Source organism: Pseudomonas triticifolii (assembly GCF_014358015.1).
Taxonomy (GTDB): Bacteria; Pseudomonadota; Gammaproteobacteria; order Pseudomonadales; family Pseudomonadaceae; genus Aquipseudomonas; species Aquipseudomonas triticifolii.
Map to the genome: position 1 here is coordinate 504,305 of NZ_JACONV010000001.1, position 18,776 is coordinate 523,080.

The 18,776-nt window shown below is 58.8% G+C and carries 10 protein-coding genes; 4 read left to right on the forward strand and 6 right to left on the reverse strand.

All coding sequences use genetic code 11. From position 1 onward, the window contains the following. Positions 1 to 254 precede the first annotated feature (254 nt). Positions 255 to 1,844: an ABC-F family ATPase gene (locus H8S56_RS02125; protein WP_024694704.1), complete on the forward strand. Its 1,590-nt coding sequence runs from the start codon at positions 255 to 257 to the stop codon at positions 1,842 to 1,844. A gap of 80 nt (positions 1,845 to 1,924) precedes the next feature. On the opposite strand, the gene H8S56_RS02130 is transcribed toward H8S56_RS02125, so the two are convergent. Continuing rightward, on the reverse strand, positions 1,925 to 3,058 hold the full coding sequence (locus tag H8S56_RS02130; protein WP_187517727.1) for a lactonase family protein: 1,134 nt from the start codon (positions 3,056 to 3,058) through the stop codon (positions 1,925 to 1,927). A gap of 165 nt (positions 3,059 to 3,223) precedes the next feature. Here H8S56_RS02130 and H8S56_RS02135 point away from each other — a divergent pair, with 165 nt between their 5' ends. Continuing rightward, complete coding sequence (locus H8S56_RS02135; RefSeq protein WP_024684874.1) at positions 3,224 to 4,429, forward strand: MFS transporter; 1,206 nt, start codon at positions 3,224 to 3,226, stop codon at positions 4,427 to 4,429. 249 nt (positions 4,430 to 4,678) lie between these two features. After that, positions 4,679 to 7,351, forward strand: coding sequence for an autotransporter family protein (locus tag H8S56_RS02140; RefSeq protein WP_187517728.1), 2,673 nt, complete (start codon positions 4,679 to 4,681; stop codon positions 7,349 to 7,351). Between the two features lie 173 nt (positions 7,352 to 7,524). Here H8S56_RS02140 and glgB read toward each other — a convergent pair whose 3' ends face one another. Genes glgB through H8S56_RS02155 form a run of 3 tightly spaced genes read right to left on the reverse strand, consistent with a single transcriptional unit; the run spans position 7,525 to position 15,122 of the window. Next, positions 7,525 to 9,759, reverse strand: coding sequence for a 1,4-alpha-glucan branching protein GlgB (glgB, locus tag H8S56_RS02145; protein WP_187517729.1), 2,235 nt, complete (start codon positions 9,757 to 9,759; stop codon positions 7,525 to 7,527). Beyond that, positions 9,756 to 13,082: a maltose alpha-D-glucosyltransferase gene (gene treS / locus H8S56_RS02150; protein ID WP_187517730.1), complete on the reverse strand. Its 3,327-nt coding sequence runs from the start codon at positions 13,080 to 13,082 to the stop codon at positions 9,756 to 9,758. Before treS ends, glgB begins: the two co-directional genes overlap by 4 nt. Positions 13,083 to 13,100: 18 nt before the next feature. Then, positions 13,101 to 15,122 carry an alpha-1,4-glucan--maltose-1-phosphate maltosyltransferase gene (locus H8S56_RS02155; RefSeq protein ID WP_187517731.1) on the reverse strand — a complete coding sequence of 674 codons (2,022 nt, stop codon included), beginning with the start codon at positions 15,120 to 15,122 and terminating at the stop codon, positions 13,101 to 13,103. Between the two features lie 321 nt (positions 15,123 to 15,443). Between H8S56_RS02155 and H8S56_RS02160 the strand changes: the two genes are divergently transcribed. After that, positions 15,444 to 15,602 (forward strand): hypothetical protein, encoded by a 159-nt coding sequence (locus tag H8S56_RS02160; protein WP_187517732.1) that lies wholly within the window; start codon positions 15,444 to 15,446, stop codon positions 15,600 to 15,602. Between the two features lie 191 nt (positions 15,603 to 15,793). Here the strand turns inward: H8S56_RS02160 and H8S56_RS02165 are convergent, their stop codons facing one another. Together H8S56_RS02165 and H8S56_RS02170 are read right to left on the reverse strand one after the other, a co-directional pair. After that, positions 15,794 to 16,540 carry an SDR family oxidoreductase gene (locus H8S56_RS02165; protein ID WP_187517733.1) on the reverse strand — a complete coding sequence of 249 codons (747 nt, stop codon included), beginning with the start codon at positions 16,538 to 16,540 and terminating at the stop codon, positions 15,794 to 15,796. A gap of 124 nt (positions 16,541 to 16,664) precedes the next feature. After that, complete coding sequence (locus H8S56_RS02170; RefSeq protein ID WP_187517734.1) at positions 16,665 to 18,776, reverse strand: putative bifunctional diguanylate cyclase/phosphodiesterase; 2,112 nt, start codon at positions 18,774 to 18,776, stop codon at positions 16,665 to 16,667.

Genomic DNA, 18,776 nt, shown 5'->3' on the forward strand with positions numbered 1-18,776 from the left:
AATCCTTGACGGTTCGCCATGTCCCTGACGCCTCAGCTATGCGACAATGCGCGCCAATGTCTGGCATGAATTCCCACATTCATATCCCGGCAACGCAGCCATGACAGGCTGACGTTGCCGTCGGCCTATGCCCGTAGGATCAGCTCGAACCCGGATCGGAGCGAACTGGAAATACATCCAGATTGGCCCGGTCTTGGTCCCAAATTGGTCCCAGCCAAAAAATGCGTCCCCCAAGCTATTGATAGGTAAAGTAATTGATCTCCACAGCTAACATTACGATGCAGTTCGGTCCCAAGCCTCTGTTCGAGAACGTCTCGGTCAAGTTTGGTGCCGGTAACCGTTACGGCCTGATCGGTGCGAACGGCTGCGGTAAATCCACGTTCATGAAAATCCTGGGCGGCGATCTCGAGCCTTCGGGTGGTCAGGTGATGCTGGAACCGAACGTGCGTCTGGGTAAGCTGCGCCAGGATCAGTTCGCCTATGAAGAATTCACCGTGCTCGACACCGTGATCATGGGCCATGAAGAGCTGTGGAAGGTCAAGGCCGAGCGCGACCGCATCTATTCGCTGCCGGAAATGAGCGAAGACGACGGCATGGCCGTGGCCGAGCTGGAAACCGAGTTTGCGGAAATGGACGGCTACACCGCCGAGTCCCGCGCCGGTGAACTGCTGCTGGGTCTGGGTATCGGCATCGAGCAGCACAACGGCCCGATGAGCGAAGTGTCGCCCGGCTGGAAGCTGCGCGTGCTGCTGGCTCAGGCGCTGTTCTCCGATCCGGAAGTACTGTTGCTCGACGAACCGACCAACCACCTGGACATCAATACCATTCGCTGGCTGGAAAACATCCTGACCCAGCGTAACAGCCTGATGATCATCATCTCCCACGACCGTCACTTCCTGAACAGCGTGTGCACCCACATGGCTGACCTGGATTACGGCGAGCTGCGTCTGTTCCCGGGCAACTACGACGAATACATGACCGTGGCGACCCAGTCCCGCGAGCAACTGCTGTCCGACAACGCCAAGAAGAAAGCGCAAATCTCCGAGCTGCAGTCTTTCGTCAGCCGCTTCTCCGCCAACGCCTCGAAAGCCAAGCAGGCGACCTCGCGCGCCAAGCAGATCGACAAGATCCAGCTGGCCGAGGTCAAGCCATCCAGCCGCGTCAGCCCGTTCATCCGCTTTGAACAGACCAAAAAGCTGCATCGCCAGGCGGTCGTGGTCGAGCGTATGGCCAAGGGCTTTGAAGGCGTGCCGTTGTTCAAGGACTTCAGCTTCACCGTTGAAGCCGGTGAGCGCGTAGCGATCATCGGGCCAAACGGCATCGGCAAGACCACGCTGCTGCGCACACTGGTCAACGAGCTGCAGCCGGATGCAGGTTCGGTCAAATGGACTGAATCGGCGGAGATCGGTTACTACGCTCAGGACCACGCGCACGATTTCGAAGACGACAGCACCCTCTTCGACTGGATGGGTCAGTGGACTCAAGGTGGCGAGCAGCTGGTTCGCGGCACACTGGGCCGCATGCTGTTCTCCAACGACGAAATCCTCAAGTCGGTCAAGGTGATTTCCGGCGGTGAACAGGGTCGTATGCTGTTCGGCAAACTGATCCTGCAAAAGCCGAACGTACTGGTGATGGACGAACCTACCAACCACCTGGACATGGAATCCATCGAGGCACTCAACCTCGCACTGGAAAACTATCCAGGCACGCTGGTATTCGTCAGCCATGACCGCGAATTCGTGTCCTCGTTGGCCACACGTATTATCGAGCTGAGCCCAAGCGGCGTGATCGACTTCAGCGGCACGTACGATGACTACCTGCGCAGTCAGGGCGTGACGTTCTAAGCAGCACGCTTAGCGTCACACTCGCGCGGTATTTGAAAACCCTGCCCTTGCGGCAGGGTTTTTACGTTATGAAACCCGGATTACTGCGTCGGCTGACTGAGCATTTCGATCCACAGCGCGCCCTTGCCTGATGGCGCCTCACCGACACGCTTCAACGCGCCATCGGCCGCGATGCTGTAGCTGCCAACCGTCTTACTCTTCTCTCCCGTCACCAGTAACCAGCGCCCATTCGGTGACACCGCAATGTTGCGCGGCTGCTTCTCTTGAACCGGATAGTTCTCGACGAAGGTAACCTTGCCACTGGCCGGCTCGACCTTGAACACCGACACGCTGCTGGTGGTGCGCTCGCTGGTAAACAACCACTTGCCGTTCGGCGAGATCCGTACATCGGCCGCCCAGATGCGTGGTGTCGGATCGTCCTTGAGGTCATTGTTGCGAGCGTCACGCACCTGACCCGATGCCAGCTTCAAACGCTCAGGAATGCCGTTTGCGTGATTGACCAGTGTTAAGCCGCCGGTCTTTTCGTTGATCGAAAAAGCAGTCACCGTGCCGCTCATCTCACCCACAACGTACAAAAACGTGCCGTTCGGCGAGAACGCCAGATGGCGCGGCCCGGTGTTCTCGGGAAGCGTGACGAATCCCTCATCAATGGGCAACAGCGTGCCGTCCTTGGGTTGCAGCCTGAATTGCAGAACGCGGTCAACGCCCAGGTTGCCTGCGTACACGAAGCGGTTGCTCGGGTCGGTGCGTACCGAGTGTGCATGCATGCCGGTCTTGTAGGTCTGAATGCTGTCGCTGGGGCGATGCTGGGCGTCGATGGGCTGGACGCTGAGCAGATCGGCACCATAGGAGGCGCCCAGCAGAAAGCGGCCGCTGCGATCGGTGGACAGATAGGCCAGGCTTTCGGCCAACGGTGCCTGAGCCAGTGGTTTCAAGTGGCCTGTACCGGGTTCGATGCTGTAGCTGACGACCTGATAGGGCTTGACGCGCAAGGCCGCAAACAAAGCCTTGCCGTCTGGTGAAATCGCCATCGGGTTGACCTGATCACCCGCCTTGGTCTGCTCGACGAGGCTGAGTGCGCCACTGGCGTCATTCAACTGATACTGCGAGATCAGGCCGTCTCCTGGACTTGAGATGTAAGCGAACGTCGATGCCTGAACAGGCAGACCGATTGAGCAGCCGACAGCAGCGGCCATCAGGAGGATTTTCTTCATGTGAAGCCTTCTTGTTATTGTGTTGTGATCAGTCATCCTATGACCATACCGACGCATCAGCAACCATCCCTTCAAAGCGCTCTATAAAACGATAGCGTGCTTTCATTTGTTCCCGGTGCACGCCATGATGAGGTCACTCCCACCGCCTGCCAGCGAACGAGCCCAATGTCTGCCGTCACACCTGAACAACCTGTCGCTCAACCCGGTTCGACAACGATCACGCTGCAAATCGTCTCCATCGTTTTCTACACTTTCGTGGCCTTCCTGTGCATCGGCTTGCCTATCGCCGTGCTGCCTGGCTATGTGCATGATCAGTTGGGCTTCAGCCCGCTCATTGCAGGTTTGGCCATTGCATCGCAATACCTCGCCACCCTGCTCAGCCGTCCATTTGCCGGCCGGGCCACCGATACGCTGGGCAGCAAGCGTTCGATTGTCTTCGGGCTGTGGGGCATCGGCATCAGTGGCGCGATGACCTTGTTGGCCACCCTGCTTCAGGATTTTGCGACGGTGAGCCTGTCGATCCTGATTCTGGCTCGTCTGTTTCTCGGTGTGTCCCAAGGACTGATTGGTGTTGGCACCATCAGTTGGTGCATAGGCAAAGTGGGGCCGGAGCACACGGCGCGTTCGATTTCATGGAACGGTATCGCCTCCTACGGCGCCATTGCCATCGGCGCGCCACTGGGCGTAGTGGTCATTGATGCCATCGGCTTCAACAGCCTGGGCGTGGCGCTGATGGCAATGGCGGGCCTGGCGCTCTGGCTGATTCGCAACAAGCCGTCAGTACCTGTCATTCCCGGCAAGCGCCTGCCGTACTGGTCAGTGTTCGGGCGCGTCGCGCCCTACGGCCTGGGGCTGACATTGTCGTCGATCGGCTATGGCACCCTCACCACCTTCATTACCCTCTTCTACCTGAGCCGCGGCTGGGAAGGCGCGGCTTACTGCCTGACTATGTTCGGGGTGTGCTTCATCCTTGCCCGTCTGCTGTTCATCGGGGCCATCAATCGTCTGGGCGGGTTCAACGCCGCCATCCTGTGCATGGCGGTGGAAACCTGCGGACTGGTATTGCTCTGGCTCTCGCCGAACAGCGCCTTTGCGCTGGCTGGCGCCGGATTGACGGGGCTCGGCCTGTCGCTGGTCTACCCGGCGCTGGGCGTCGAAGCGATCAAAAGCGTACCAACACCCAGCCGAGGCGCAGGACTGAGCGCATACGCGGTGTTCTTCGACCTGGCGCTGGCGATTGCAGGTCCAGTAATGGGGGCCATTGCACTTGGCCAAGGCTATGACTGGATATTTTTCTATGCCTCGCTGCTTTCGGTCAGTGCATTGTTCCTGACACTTTGGCTGGCTCGCCGGGCCCGCTTACAGACCTGAACCCACTCATTCCGGTCTAAGCTTTTCCCTGCTTGTTCCGAGGTTTGTCTGTTCAGACGTTACTTGCACCGCCGGTCGGTCAACTTCTTGACGCACCGTTGGATCCACTCTTGACTTGATGCTGCGGGCCTTCTATCAGGCTGGCTTAACAGTCGTCGCGACTGTCAACGCGACGTTTCTGCTGTGGCAGTCAGGCACGTATCACGCAACTTTAATTGCCTCCCTGACCACCTCACAGGGAGCGCAGTCATGACCTTCAAGTGTTTAACCTTGTGCTGCAGCAGCAAGCTCTTGTCCGTTGCACTGCTGGCGATGGTTTCTCCGCATGCCGATGGCAGTTGTGATCTGGTGCCTGGCACCGCCAGCGACACGCAGGTCTGCAACAGTGGCAGCAGCGGTTCGGTGACCTGGCTCAGCGCAAACCAAACACTGACGTTTGCGCCGCAGGGCAGCGGCACGGTTAACGGCAGTCTCACGTTCGGTCCGGGCCAGGACAGTGTGGAGATGAACTCGGGGCGTATCACCGGCAACGTCAATCAAGGCGGGGGCTCGGACCGGTTCACCATCTCAGCAGGAATCGTCAACGGCGATGTCAGCCAGGGGCCGGAACAGGATGATTTCGTCATGAGCGGGGGCAGCATCGGCTCACTGGCTCAGGGAGACGGGCTCGACACGTTCCTGATGACGGGCGGGACCATCATCCGGGCGTTCGAAGATGGTGATCGGGCGACCATGACGGGGGGCAGCATCGGCCGGGTGGACATGAAGCTGGACAATAATCTGTTCGAGCTGTCAGGCGGCACCATCATTGGTAACCTGGTGGCAGGCTTTGGCCGAGACACGATTATCGTGTCGGGAGGCAGAATCGGTGGCGCGGTCAGTGTCAGTGGCGGTGACGACCGACTGACGCTCAGTGGCGGCGAAATACTCGGCGGCATCAGGGCCAGCTTTGGCAACGACCTATTCACCTGGCGTGACGCCGGAACCGTGAACGGCAGTGTGCTTATGGCCGACGGGAACGACGTCGCGAGCCTGTACAACCTGAACGAGTATTACCTGAGCAACAACAGCACGCTTGAAGGCGGTTTGGGCAACGATACCCTGACATTTGATAACACACGCTCGTCTGTACCTGCCCGCTACCTGCAGTGGGAAACGGTTAATGTGAGCAACGGCTCACAACTGGATCTGGCAGGCACCTTCACGCTGGGTGACAGCACAAGCGGCACGGGAATCATGAACGTTGATGCCAGCAGCCGGATTTCATCGGCATCAGGCACGATCACAGCGTTCAACGGTGCAGCGCCAGTGACCCTGAATAACGCAGGCGCTGTTGACCTGAGCAAGGGCGGCGCTCAAGACACGTTGACCGTTCACGGCAACTACACGGGCCTTGATGGACAACTGCTCTTGCAGTCGGTATTGGGCGACGATACCTCTGCCAGTGACAAACTGGTGGTCAGGCAAGGTCGCATCGGCGGCACCACCCGCATGAGTGTCCTCAACGCAGGTGGCGTGGGTGCGCTGACCCAAGGCAACGGCATCGAAGTGGTACAGGCGGCGCAAGGCGCGACCAGCGACAGTGGCGCATTCTCGCTACAGAATTCGTTGTCGGTCGGTGCGTACCAGTATTACCTGTTCAAGGGCGGAGCGACGGCAGGCAGCGAGAACAGCTGGTTCCTGCGTTCATCTGTTCTTTCACCCCCGCCTGCGATTGCCAGCCCGCCCAGCGAACCTGCACCTGCACCTGCACCTGCACCTACACCTACACCTGCGCCAGAACCCGAACCTTCTCCCGTTCCCCCTTCAGTCCCGCCACCAGCGCCCCTTACACCGCCCTCACCACCTGCACCGACGCCTGAGCCACCTGCCCCGTCCCTCTCACCCGAACCAGCTGCCACCCTGCCCGTTCCGGCCATCGGCACTCCAAATCTTCCAGAGCCCGTACGCGGTGCAGCACCTATTGCGCTCTACCGACAGGAAGTACCCAACTATTCCGTAGTCGCGCCTGCCGCTGCCGTCCTTGCACAGTCTTCGCTGGGCACCTTTCACGAGCGTCAGGGCGATCAACGTCTGTTGACACAACAGGGCGCGGTGCCCGCAGGTTGGGCGCGTGTTTTCGGCAGTGACCTCAAGCAACACTGGTCAGGCGCTGCAAGCGCGAGCGTGAACGCGTCTCTTGAGGGCTATCAGATCGGGCACGACCTGTTTGCCTGGCAACCCGGCGCTGGCACAAACCAGCGCGTCGGCATCTTTGTGGCACACAATCGATTGAAAGGACGCATCGGCGGTTTTGCGGGCGGATTTGAAGACAGTCGCACGGGACGACTGACCCTTCTGGGACACAGCATCGGCGCGTACTGGACTTGGGTCGGAACTCAAGACGGTTACGTCGATGCAGTGATAATGGGCACACGTCTAGACGGTTCCAGCCGCTCTGAGCGTGGCGTGCATAGTGATATCGACGGGCATTTACTGAGCCTGTCCGTCGAAGCAGGTTATCGCATTCCCTTGAACGGCAACTGGGTAGCAGAGCCGCAGGTTCAAGTGATCCACCAGCGCGTCGACCTTGACGATCAGCACGACGGAATTTCATCTCTTGAATTCGATAACCAGCCTCGCAACACAGGACGTTTGGGCGTCCGCTTCGAGGGTCACTATGAAACGACGGGCGTGCCCATCGAGCCCTACCTGACGGCTGATGTATGGCGCACGGCGAGCGGGCACGACACCGTTGTTTATGAAGGGGTAGATCGGATCAGAACAGAGCACGATGCGAAAACTGCGAGTGTAGGGGCTGGATTGGTCTTGCGCCCTACGAATGACCTGGGCGTTTACCTGAGCGTGGATCACACACGTGATCTGGATGATCACGCTATGCAGCAAACGGGAGTCAGCTTGGGGCTCAGGTTGAGTTGGTAACTGACTTGCCGTCAGCAGTTCGGCGAGAAAGCCTCTTGCCAGCAGAAAACCGCATCGCGCAACGGAACACCCGCGTGGAAAGCGGCCGCCTCCCACACTGATGTAACTGCGGCAAGACCGATCAAGGCCGAAAGCCCGGCGAGGTACACCCGGCTAACGACCAAAGATTACCCTCAGTCTTGATGCCCGACCGGCTTGAGAATCAACACCGCCAAAGGCGGCAGATCCAGGCTCAGCGACACGGGCTGCCCGTGCGCCTGCAGGTCTTCAGCGATCACACCACCGCCGTTACCCAGATTCGATCCCGCGTACATCTCGGCATCGCTGTTGAGCAGCTCGACCCACTTGCCATCGAATGGCACGCCGATGCGATAACCCAGACGTGGAACCGGCGTCATGTTGGCAACCACCAGCAGCGGCTCACCCGCCGTGCTCCAGCGCAGGTATGCATACACGCTGTTGGTCTTGTCGTCACCGATCAACCACTGGAACCCCATCGGCTCGGCATCGCGCTCATGCAGGGCTTTTTCCTCGCGATAGATGCGGTTCAGGTCGCTGACCAATTGCTTCACGCCAATGTGATCGGCGTACTGGAGCAGGTACCAGTCCAGTTGCTGGTCATGGTTCCACTCGCGCCATTGGCCAAATTCGCAGCCCATGAACAACAGTTTCTTGCCTGGATGCGTCCACATGAACGTCAGGTAAGCACGCAGATTGGCGAACTTCTGCCAGCGGTCACCTGGCATCTTGTCGATCAGCGAATGCTTGCCGTGCACCACCTCATCGTGGGAGATCGGCAGAATGAAGCGCTCGGACCAAGCGTACATGAGACCAAAACTCAGCTCGCCGTGATGATGGCCACGGTGAACCGGGTCCTGTTCCATATAGTGCAGCGAATCATGCATCCAGCCCATGTTCCACTTGTAGTTGAAGCCCAGACCACCCTGTTGGGTAGACTGACTCACACCCGGCCACGCCGTAGACTCTTCGGCAATGACCATGGTGCCCGGCGCTTCGATAGCAACGACATCGTTCAAATGGCGCAGGAAGTCGATGGCTTCCAGGTTTTCACGGCCGCCGAAACGGTTAGGCACCCACTCGCCCGCCTTGCGGGAATAATCGCGATAGAGCATCGAAGCCACCGCATCCACACGCAGGCCGTCGATGTGGTAATGCTTGAGCCAATGCAGCGCAGACGCGAGCATGAAGCCATGAACTTCAGTGCGACCCAGGTTATAGATCAGCGTGTCCCAGTCCTGGTGGAAGCCCTCTTTAGGGTCGGCATACTCATAAAGTGCGGTGCCGTCGAACTGTGCCAGGCCGTGGGTATCGGTCGGAAAGTGCGCAGGCACCCAGTCCAGAATCACGCCGATTTCCGCCTGATGGCAGGCGTCCACAAAGGCCGCAAAATCTTCAGGCGACCCATAGCGGGCGGTCGGGGCGAACTGGGCGAGCAGTTGGTAACCCCACGAACCACCAAACGGGTGTTCCATGATTGGCATCAACTCGATGTGAGTGAAACCCAGCTCCTTGATGTACGGAATCAGACGATCCGCCAGCTCGCGCCAATTGTACTGACGCCACGTGTCACCCTCCTCGTTCTGCTCCATCTGCCATGAGCCCGCGTGGAGCTCATAGATCGACAAGGGCGCAGCTACGTCATGACGCTTGGCACGCGATTCCAGCCAGTCGTGGTCATTCCAGTCGAAATGCAACGGTGCCGAGACCTTGGACGCGGTGTCGGGTGGCAGTGTAGTCGCCAGTGCCATCGGGTCGCATTTGAGCGGAAGAATACCGTGAGCACCCAGGATTTCGTATTTGTAGACCTCGCCCGGTTGCAGGCGCGGAACGAAGATTTCCCAGACGCCCGTCGGATGACGCAAACGCATCGGATGGCGACGCCCGTCCCAGTTGTTGAAGCTGCCGACCACGGAAACCCGTCGGGCATTCGGTGCCCAGACGGCAAACCGTACGCCGTCTACGCCACTCACATTGGTCACTTGCGCGCCCATGCAGCTGCTCAAGTCGCGGTGATTACCCTCGGCGAACAGGTACAGGTCCATCTCGCCCAGAAGCGGGCCATAGCTGTAAGGGTCTTCAGTGATCTGTTCGCCGCCCGCCCAGTTGATCTTCAACTGGTAAGGCTGCGGGTGATCAAGATGACCGATAAAGAAACCAGGGACGTCGCTCATTTCAAGCTCACCCAGTTCCCGGCCATCTTCCGGCGAGAGCAAGCGCACACTCAAGGCACCCGGCAGGTAGGCACGGACGAACTGTCCACTGCCACCATCACCATGAGGGCCGAGAATAGAAAACGGGTCGCGATGTTCAGCACGGATCAACGCATCCATGTCCACGGCGGCGGGCATCGCCTGACGACGCATAACGGTTTTGTCAGGTGCATTCATATTGGCTCTCCATCAGACAGGTGCAGCAATCCACGCAAGCCTTGCAACGGCACAGCCAGCCAGCTCGGGCGATTCTCGGCTTCGTAGATTACTTCATAAGCGGCTTTTTCCAGGGTGAACAATTCCAGTGCGGCGTCCTCCCCGTTCGAATCTTTCCAGGTGTGGGCCATATCGGTGGTCGCAGCGCGATACCCCTCGATGAAAGCCTCACGGGCCTGGGACAAATAGGTACTGGCCACCCGTTTACGGGCGCCAGCGGCCTCCTCGGACGTATCCACGCTTTGCGCGCTGCGCACGGCCATGGCCGCAGCGTAGTCGAAAGACCGCAAAACGCCGCTTACATCCTTGAACGGGCTGTGTTTGGCCCGTCGCTCGCTCAGCGCACGCGCAGGTTCGCCCTCGAAATCAATCAGGTAGGCATCGCCTTTTACGACAAGCACCTGACCCAAATGCAAGTCGCCATGTACACGTATACGCAAGCCGCCTACCGCGCGGCTGGCAAGACTTGCCACATGCTGCTGGATGCGCTGGCGCTGACTGATAAGGTCATCCACCAGTTGTTGATCGTCCGCGTCGAGGTCGGCCTTGCGCTGCTCAAGCAGTTGCAGGGCACGTTCCAATTGAGCAAAAACGCTTTTCGCCGCCGCCTCGCTATCTTCGTGGCTCGTCACTTCAACAGCGAAGTCCGCATTGTCAGTCGGCGCGGCCAGCATCTGGTGCATCTCACCCAGACGCTGCCCCAGGCTTCGGGAAAAGTCTGCAAGCTCAAGCAGCGCGTTGTAATGCTGTTCCTGGCCAGAAATACCATGCGCCAGTTCATCACGCACAGCACGCTCCAGATTGTTCTGGGTCCACTCCCACGCATCGCCCTGATTGCTCAGATAACCTTGGGCAATCATCAGCAGATGCGGCTGACCGTCATGGCCCACTCGCACCACCGAACCCAGCAAGGGCGAAATGTTGCGATAACCGGCATTGGTGAGATAAGCCCCCATTTCCAGCTCCGGGTGAGTACCGGCGCTGACTTTACGGATCATCTTGAGAACCAGAGCCGTGCCTACCACCACCGAACTGTTGGACTGTTCGGCGGACAGGTAGCGGACCTCGGACTCGCTGTGCAGCCCCAGCGGCGCAAGTTGAGCGGTCTGTTCAAAGCGCAGCTCGCCGTCTTCGCACGGGATGACGGTTTCGGACTGCATCCCGTCAATGACCGAGCGAATGAAAGTTTCCAGGGTGAACGCATCCGTAATCAGACCCACCTGGCGGCCGCGACGAACACGGGCCAATGCCAGTTGTTGAGGCAGCGCACTGCTGATCTCTTCTTCCCCGAGCAAACCGAAAGGCAATTGATAGCGCTCAGTCTGCTCACCTGCCGTCACCTCGACTTCGTTGAGCAGCACGGGGTGTGCCGGGTCGCCAAAGCGAACGGCATAGGCAATGTTGACTCGCTCGATGGGCTTGTCCTTACCCGCGAACCAACGGCGCTTGGGCAGATAAACAGGCAGCGAGGTTTTTTCCATGGTGCCGCGCAAGGGCTCATCCAGCAGCTCCTCGAGACGCGTCTTGAGCACCAGGGTCGGGAAGTCCGGCATGCTTTGCGCCGGTTCGACGTGCCAACTGGGCATTTGATTCTCCGAAGCCAGTAAAAACCAATAAAAACCATAGGGCGGCAGTGTGAGCAGGTAACTCAGGTGGCCAATCGGCGGAAACGCGCTGCCCCCCAGCATCTCGACCGGTACGGTGCCGGCGTAAGCCGACAGTTCCAGCTCGGCGGCCTGGGCTGCGCTTGAAACGTTAGCCACGCACAACACGATTTCACTGTGGCCATCGGGTGCGGTGTATTCACGGAGGTACGCGAGGATTCGCCGATTGGACGGCGAAAGCATCTTGAGCGTACCGCGGCCAAACGCTTTCTGCTGCTTGCGCACGCTCAACATGCGACGATTCCAGTTCAACAGCGAATGCGGATCGCGCTCCTGACTCTCCACGTTCACTGACTGGTAACCGTACATCGGGTCCATGATCGGCGGCAGCACCAGGCTCGCCGGATCGGCGCGCGAGAAGCCACCGTTGCGGTCAATCGACCACTGCATCGGTGTACGCACGCCGTCACGGTCGCCCAGATAAATGTTGTCGCCCATGCCTATCTCGTCACCGTAGTAGAGCGTGGGTGTGCCAGGCATGGACAGCAACAGGCTGTTAAGCAGCTCGACCCGACGACGATCACGTTCCACCAACGGCGCAAGACGGCGACGAATACCCAGATTTATTCGCGCGCGGCGGTCAGCGGCGTAGTAATTCCAGAGGTAGTCACGCTCACGATCCGTGACCATTTCCAGCGTCAACTCATCATGGTTGCACAGGAAGATCGCCCATTGGCAATTGGCTGGAATTTCCGGGGTCTGACGCAGAATGTCAGTGATCGGAAAGCGATCCTCCTGTGCCAGCGCCATGTACATGCGCGGCATCAAAGGAAAGTGGAATGCCATGTGGCATTCATCGCCATCAGGCCCCTTACTGTCACCGAAGTACAGCTGCGTGTCTTCAGGCCATTGATTGGCCTCTGCCAGCAGCATGCGGTCCGGGTAATGCGCGTCGATCTCGGCACGAATACGCTTGAGCACCTGATGGGTTTCCGGCAGGTTCTCGTTATTGGTGCCATCGCGCTCGATCAGGTAAGGAATCGCGTCCAGGCGCAGTCCATCGATGCCCATGTCCAGCCAGAAGCGCATGACGTCCAGCACCGCATCCATCACCGCCGGGTTATCGAAATTCAAATCCGGCTGGTGTGAATAGAAACGGTGCCAGAAGTACTGGCACGCGACCGGATCCCAGGTCCAGTTGGAGCTTTCAGTGTCCAGAAAGATGATCCGCGTGCCTTCATACTTCTGATCGGTGTCCGACCATACATAGAAATCACGGGCCTTTGAGCCCCGTTTGGCGTGCCGGGCCTTCTGGAACCATGGGTGCTGATCCGAGGTGTGGTTGATGACCAGCTCGGTGATCACCCGCAAACCGCGCTTGTGCGCCTGCGCGATGAACCGCTTGGCGTCGGCCATGGTGCCGTAATCGCTGTGCACGTCCCGATATTCGGAAATGTCATAGCCATCGTCCCGACGCGGCGATGGGTAAAAAGGCAGCAGCCAGATCGTGTTCACACCCAGCTCGGCAATATAGTCGAGCTTGTCGATCAGGCCTGCAAAATCGCCGATTCCGTCGTTATTGGAGTCGTAAAACGATTTCACATGCACTTGATAAATCACCGCGTCCTTGTACCAGAGCGGATCTTTGATGAATGCCGCGTCATCGGGCTTCTTCGCCATGACTGACTCCTTCCGGTTTTACTGCGCGACCTGGATACGCCAGATACCAAAGGGTTGATACGACGGGTCAATGCGCATCCATTGCACCTTGCCGTACCAGTTCCAGCGATGCCCGGTCATCAAATCCTCGCCGGACGTCACTGCATCGTCAGGCAAGCCCATCTCCCAAAGCGGCAATTCGAAGTGCGCTTCCTGAACGTTATTCGGGTCCAGGTTGACCGCAATCAGAATGAAGTTGCTGCCGTCCGGCGAGCGCTTGCAGAAGTAAAGAATGTTGTCGTTCCAGACGGTCAACAACTTCAAGCCCAAATGCGTCTGCAACGCCGGGTTTTGACGACGGATACGGTTCAGTTGGGCGATCTCGGCAATGATATTGCCGGGTGCCGTGAAGTCCCGGACGCGAATCTCGTACTTCTCGGAATCCAGGTATTCTTCTTTGCCGGGAATCGGTGCCGACTCGCACAGCTCGAACCCTGAATACATGCCCCACAAGCCAGAGCCCATGGTTGCCAGCGCTGCGCGGATCAGGAAGCCAGGACGCCCTGAGTCATGCAGGAAGTGCGGGTTGATGTCCGGTGTATTGACGAAGAAGTTAGGACGGTAGCAATCGCGCCAAGGAACATCATTCAACTGAGCAAAATACTCGGACAGCTCGGCCTTGGTATTGCGCCACGTGAAGTAGGTGTAGCTCTGCGAATAACCGACCTTGCCCAGTCGCGCCATCATGGCGGGTTTGGTAAAGGCCTCGGCGAGAAACATCACGTCAGGGTGCTGGCCGCGCACCTCACCAATCATCCACTGCCAAAACGGCAACGGCTTGGTGTGCGGGTTGTCGACACGAAAGATCTTCACGCCCTCCTCAACCCAGCCCAGCACGATGTCGCGCAGTTCCAGCCACAAGCCCGGAATCGCGTCCGGCGCGTAAAAGTCGACGTTGACGATGTCCTGATATTTCTTCGGCGGGTTTTCCGCATAACGGATGGTCCCGTCCGGACGCCACGAGAACCAGCCCGGGTGTTGCTTGAGCCACGGGTGATCCTGAGAACACTGAATGGCGAAATCCAGGGCGATTTCCAGGCCATGATCCGCCGCGGCTGCGACCAGCCTGCGGAAGTCTTCACGACTGCCCAGTTGCGGGTGGATGGCTTCATGACCGCCGTCTTCGCTGCCAATGGCGTACGGGCTACCCGGATCATCCGGCCCTGCTGTCAGGGAGTTGTTCGGACCTTTGCGGTGTGCGCGACCAATCGGGTGGATGGGCGGAAAATAAAGCACATCGAAGCCCATGTCGCGAATCATCGGCAGGCGGGCATGCACGTCATTGAAGGTACCGTGACGTGCCGGGTCGTCAGTGATCGAGCGCGGGAACAGCTCATACCAGCTGGCGAACTGAGCGAGCTCGCGTTCTATGTCGAGCGGAAATTCCGCGCTTCGGCTCAAAAACGCGTGGTTATCGGCCTGCTTCATCAGCGCGGCAGTTTCACTGTGCAGCAGCAAGGCGACCTTGTCGTCGTTGTCGGACTGCCCGAGACGCGCCAATACACTTTCCAGCGCTTGACGCTGCTCGCCCTGACTGCGCTCTACAGCATGCGCCAGGTGAATGCGGCCTTCTTCCAGCTCCAGCTCGAGTGAGACGCCAGCGCCGAACTTTTTCTCCAGTTCATAGCGATAGCTGCCGAACTGGTCGATCCAGGCTTCGAGGCGGAATACATAGCGCTCGACAGAGGTCGGGGTGAACTCACCGATCCAGCTGTCATTACCCAATTCGCTCATTGCAGCGGTGTGCCAGGTTTCTTCATTCACAGCACGCCAGCGAATACTGACCGCCATCTTGTCGTGGCCGTCCGCGTACACCTTGCTGGTGACAGTCACTGGCTGGCCAATGATCCCTTTGGCTGCAAACTGCCCGCCATCGATCACCGGCAACGTGTCTTCGATCACGATGCGCGGCAACTGCAGGGCTTGGGTCAACGACAAGGGACGACTTGGGTGCACAATTTCCGAGGCCAGGGAATCCGGGCCGTATGGCTGTTCATTCATCGAGCATCACTCCTTCACGCCCCAGGGACGCTCCTGTGCAATCCGTGCAATTGAAAAAAATAAACGATACGGCAGCACAAATCCCCCACGCGCTGACAACTCGCCTGATTCGGCTGCCTAGTTTCCGAGCGGTCTGCGTAACTAAAGTTCAAAGGTTTTGAGAATGGGACAAAAGCGTTTCAGAGCATAGCGCAGCGTTCACAATCCGGCTGCCGTGCGGCGAGTCGCTTGCAGGCCACGGCGCAGCAGCGATCGGATTGAATCATCAGGAAAGGACGACAGTCGAAACAAAGCCAACAGGCCAACAAGGAGGCTGAAGCCATGAACATCCCGATTCCGCCAGAACCGACAGACCCGAACATTGATGACCCTCCCGTTCCCGTACCACCACCGAACGAGGAGCCGCCTTCGACGGTGCCGCCGGTGATCGATCCGCCCGTGGGTGATCCACCGGCTACGCAGCCGCCCGTCATCGTCTGACCGATGTCTGGCACGCTATGGATCTTCTGACCCGTCGCTCTCCAGGGAATTTTCGGGGCTACGAGACTTTTCTGGACGGGTCAGTTTTCACGGTGACCGTCATGACGGGTTGAGTCACCCTCCTGCGTGCCGCGGGGTGCATTCAGGAATGGACAGGCGATACTCGCTTCCGCTTTGTCGCAGAGTGCCTGTCAGCGACCACCCGCCAGGTCAAGGAATGTGCCAGTCGCGTAAGACGCCTTGTCCGATAGCAACCACAGGATGCCTTCGGCCACCTCTTCTGCACGGCCACCTCGACCCATTGGCAATGAGCCTTCCAGCTTGCTGACCCGAAACGGATCGCCGCTCATGGCGTGAAAGTCGGTAAAGATAAAGCCAGGTCTGACCGCGTTGACCCTGATGTTCTCTGCAGCCACCTCTTTCGACAGCCCGAGGGTAAAGCTATCCAGCGCGCCCTTGGAAGCTGCGTAATCCACGTACTCGCCCGCAGACCCCAATCTGGCTGCGGCCGAAGACACATTGACGATGCTGCCCCCCGCTCCGCCATGACGTGGTGACATGCGCAGCAACGCATGCTTGCTGCACAGCATCGGACCCACCACATTACTCATCATCATCTTGAGCAAACGAAACTCGGACATCTCTTCGACACGCGACGCCTGTGCCAGCGTGCCTGCATTGTTCACCAGATGCGTGACACGTCCCAACTCTGCGTCGACACGCGCATAAAGGCGAATGATCTCGTCCTCGTTACTGACATCAGCCTGCACAGTAATCGCTTGTGCGCCCAGCGCCCTGACCTGGGCGCAGGTCTTTTCGGCGGCTGCATGATCCGACAGGTAATTGATGCAGATTCGATAGCCTTGTGACGCGGCAAGCACTGCCGTGGCGGCACCTATCCCGCGAGAGCCGCCTGTAATGATGAGGACCTTTTCCATGAATGTGTCTCTTGCCCTTCTTCGAAAACCGACTGTGTACGACGGATAGGCAATGGATGAGTGCGATTGCCTGCCCTTGGTAACGATCCTGCCAGTGTTTCAAAGCAGACGCCATCGTCATGCTTCAGCTCGCGGCAGCTGGCCGCGCAACTGCCTGCGCTTCCAGCCGCGCCTCCACAATACGGATATCGTCCAGAAAGCGCTGGGCGGGCAGCGGATGCCCGAGCAGAAACCCCTGCAGGGCATTACAGCCCAGACTGGTCAGGAAATCCTGCTGAACCACCGTTTCGACGCCCTCGGCAACGATACGCAGATTCAGTGCCTGACCCACCGCAATGATTGCGGACACGATGGCGGCGTCGTCGCTGTCGTGCTCCAGGTCGCGGACAAACCCGCGATCAATCTTGATTTCATTGGCGGGCAGGCGCTTGAGGTACATGAGACTGGAGTAACCGGTTCCGAAATCATCAATGGAAAGATCGACGCCCATTTCGGACAGTTGCCTGAGCACCGCCATGCTGGCGTCGGCATCACTCATGGCTGTCGTTTCGGTGATTTCCAGCGTCAGGCAGTTGGCGGGCAACGCATGACGGGCCAGCGTATCGGCCACTGTATTGACCAGCCCTGCATGACAGAACTGCAACGCCGACAGGTTGACCGCGATACGCCAGTGGACATAGCCCTCGTTGAACCATTCGCGCATCTGCCGGCAGGCTTCGTCGAGCACCCATTCACCGATCTGAATGATCAGTCCCGTCTTCTCGGCCAACTCGATAAACGTAGCCGGGCTCAGAAGCCCTTGTTCGGGATGATTCCAACGCAGCAGGGCCTCAGCCCCTGTGGGCCGGCCGGTCAACGCATCGAATTTTGGCTGGTAATGCAGGCAGAAATGCCTGTGCCTGACCGCCGTGCGCAGATCCTGTAAAAGCTGTAGCTGGTTGCGGGCGTTGCTGTTCATGGAAGCTTCAAAGAAGCTGTAACCGTTCTTGCCGGCCGCCTTGGTGTGGTACATCGCAGCATCTGCATTGACCAACAACTGGTGCTGCGTGTCGCCGTTGCCGGGGTACATGCAAATGCCGATACTCAGGGATATCTGCACCGGATGCTCACCGATATCGAACGGTTGAGCGATCACGCTCACCTGCCGCGCAGCAACTCCCGCCGCATCCTGGGCATCGTCCAGCTCCATCAGCAGTACGAATTCATCGCCTCCGATCCTGGCGAGCGTGTCGTAATGGTCCAGGTTTTCACGCAATCGCGTGGCGACCTCGCTCAACAACAGATCGCCGATATGATGCCCAAAGGCGTCGTTAACCGGCTTGAAGCCGTCCAGATCCATGAACATCAACGCAAAGCAGCCGCCCTGCTCGTTGATCTTTTTCATGGCCCGTTCGATGCGGTCCGTCAACAGGGCTCTGTTCGGCAACCCCGTCAGGTTGTCATGCAGGGCCAGGTGAGTCAGCTCCTGATTGGCCTTGATCAGCGACTGGGCAAGAACCGTGGTGCGCGCTTCAAGCCGGGCGTCGAGAATACAGGCCGACAGCGCAATGCTGAGCACCGCAAGGCTGGTGACCAGCACCAGCTTGTCCAGCCCATCAGGGCCGAAGCCACTGGCCAGCGCACCGCAATAACTGCCTTCGGGAAAACTGGCAGCCGCCATTGCGGTGTAGTGCATGCCGACAATGGCACAGCCCATGACGACCGCTGCTGCGGCGCGCACCAACTCTATTTTCGGTACGCTCCCACGTAACCGGAAAGCGATCCAGAGCGCCAAGCCCGACGCTGAAATCGCGATGACCAGAGAGAGACTGAACAGGGCCGGGTCGTAATCAATGCCCGGCTGCATCCGCATGGCGGCCATGCCGGTGTAATGCATGGCGGTGATGCCAAGCCCCATGAACAGCGCGCCCAGGCCCAATTGCAGTACCGGCAATTGCGGCTGATTGACGAGCCACAAGGCAAAACCGGATGACATCACGGCAATCAGCAATGAGCAGAGGGTCAGCGGGATGTCGTAGCCAAGGCCCAACGGCAGCTCGAACGCCAGCATGCCAATGAAATGCATCGACCATATGCCGATACCCATCGCCACAGCACCGCCGCCTATCCACAAATACACAGCGCGCCCCTTCGCCGATGCAATGCGGCCAGCCAGGTCAAGTGCGGTATAGGAGGCCAGCACCGCCACCAGGACGGAGATCACGACAAGCGAAGGGATGTAACTGCCAACCAACAT

Bases quoted from the DNA above. Each gene is read 5' to 3' on its own strand.
- H8S56_RS02130 (WP_187517727.1), bottom strand. From the start codon at position 3,058: ATGAAGAAAATCCTCCTGATGGCCGCTGCTGTCGGCTGCTCAATCGGT.
- H8S56_RS02135 (WP_024684874.1), top strand. From the start codon at position 3,224: ATGTCTGCCGTCACACCTGAACAACCTGTCGCTCAACCCGGTTCGACA.
- H8S56_RS02140 (WP_187517728.1), top strand. From the start codon at position 4,679: ATGACCTTCAAGTGTTTAACCTTGTGCTGCAGCAGCAAGCTCTTGTCC.
- glgB (WP_187517729.1), bottom strand. From the start codon at position 9,759: ATGAATGCACCTGACAAAACCGTTATGCGTCGTCAGGCGATGCCCGCC.
- treS (WP_187517730.1), bottom strand. From the start codon at position 13,082: ATGGCGAAGAAGCCCGATGACGCGGCATTCATCAAAGATCCGCTCTGG.
- H8S56_RS02155 (WP_187517731.1), bottom strand. From the start codon at position 15,122: ATGAATGAACAGCCATACGGCCCGGATTCCCTGGCCTCGGAAATTGTG.
- H8S56_RS02160 (WP_187517732.1), top strand. From the start codon at position 15,444: ATGAACATCCCGATTCCGCCAGAACCGACAGACCCGAACATTGATGAC.
- H8S56_RS02165 (WP_187517733.1), bottom strand. From the start codon at position 16,540: ATGGAAAAGGTCCTCATCATTACAGGCGGCTCTCGCGGGATAGGTGCC.
- H8S56_RS02170 (WP_187517734.1), bottom strand. From the start codon at position 18,776: ATGTTGGTTGGCAGTTACATCCCTTCGCTTGTCGTGATCTCCGTCCTG.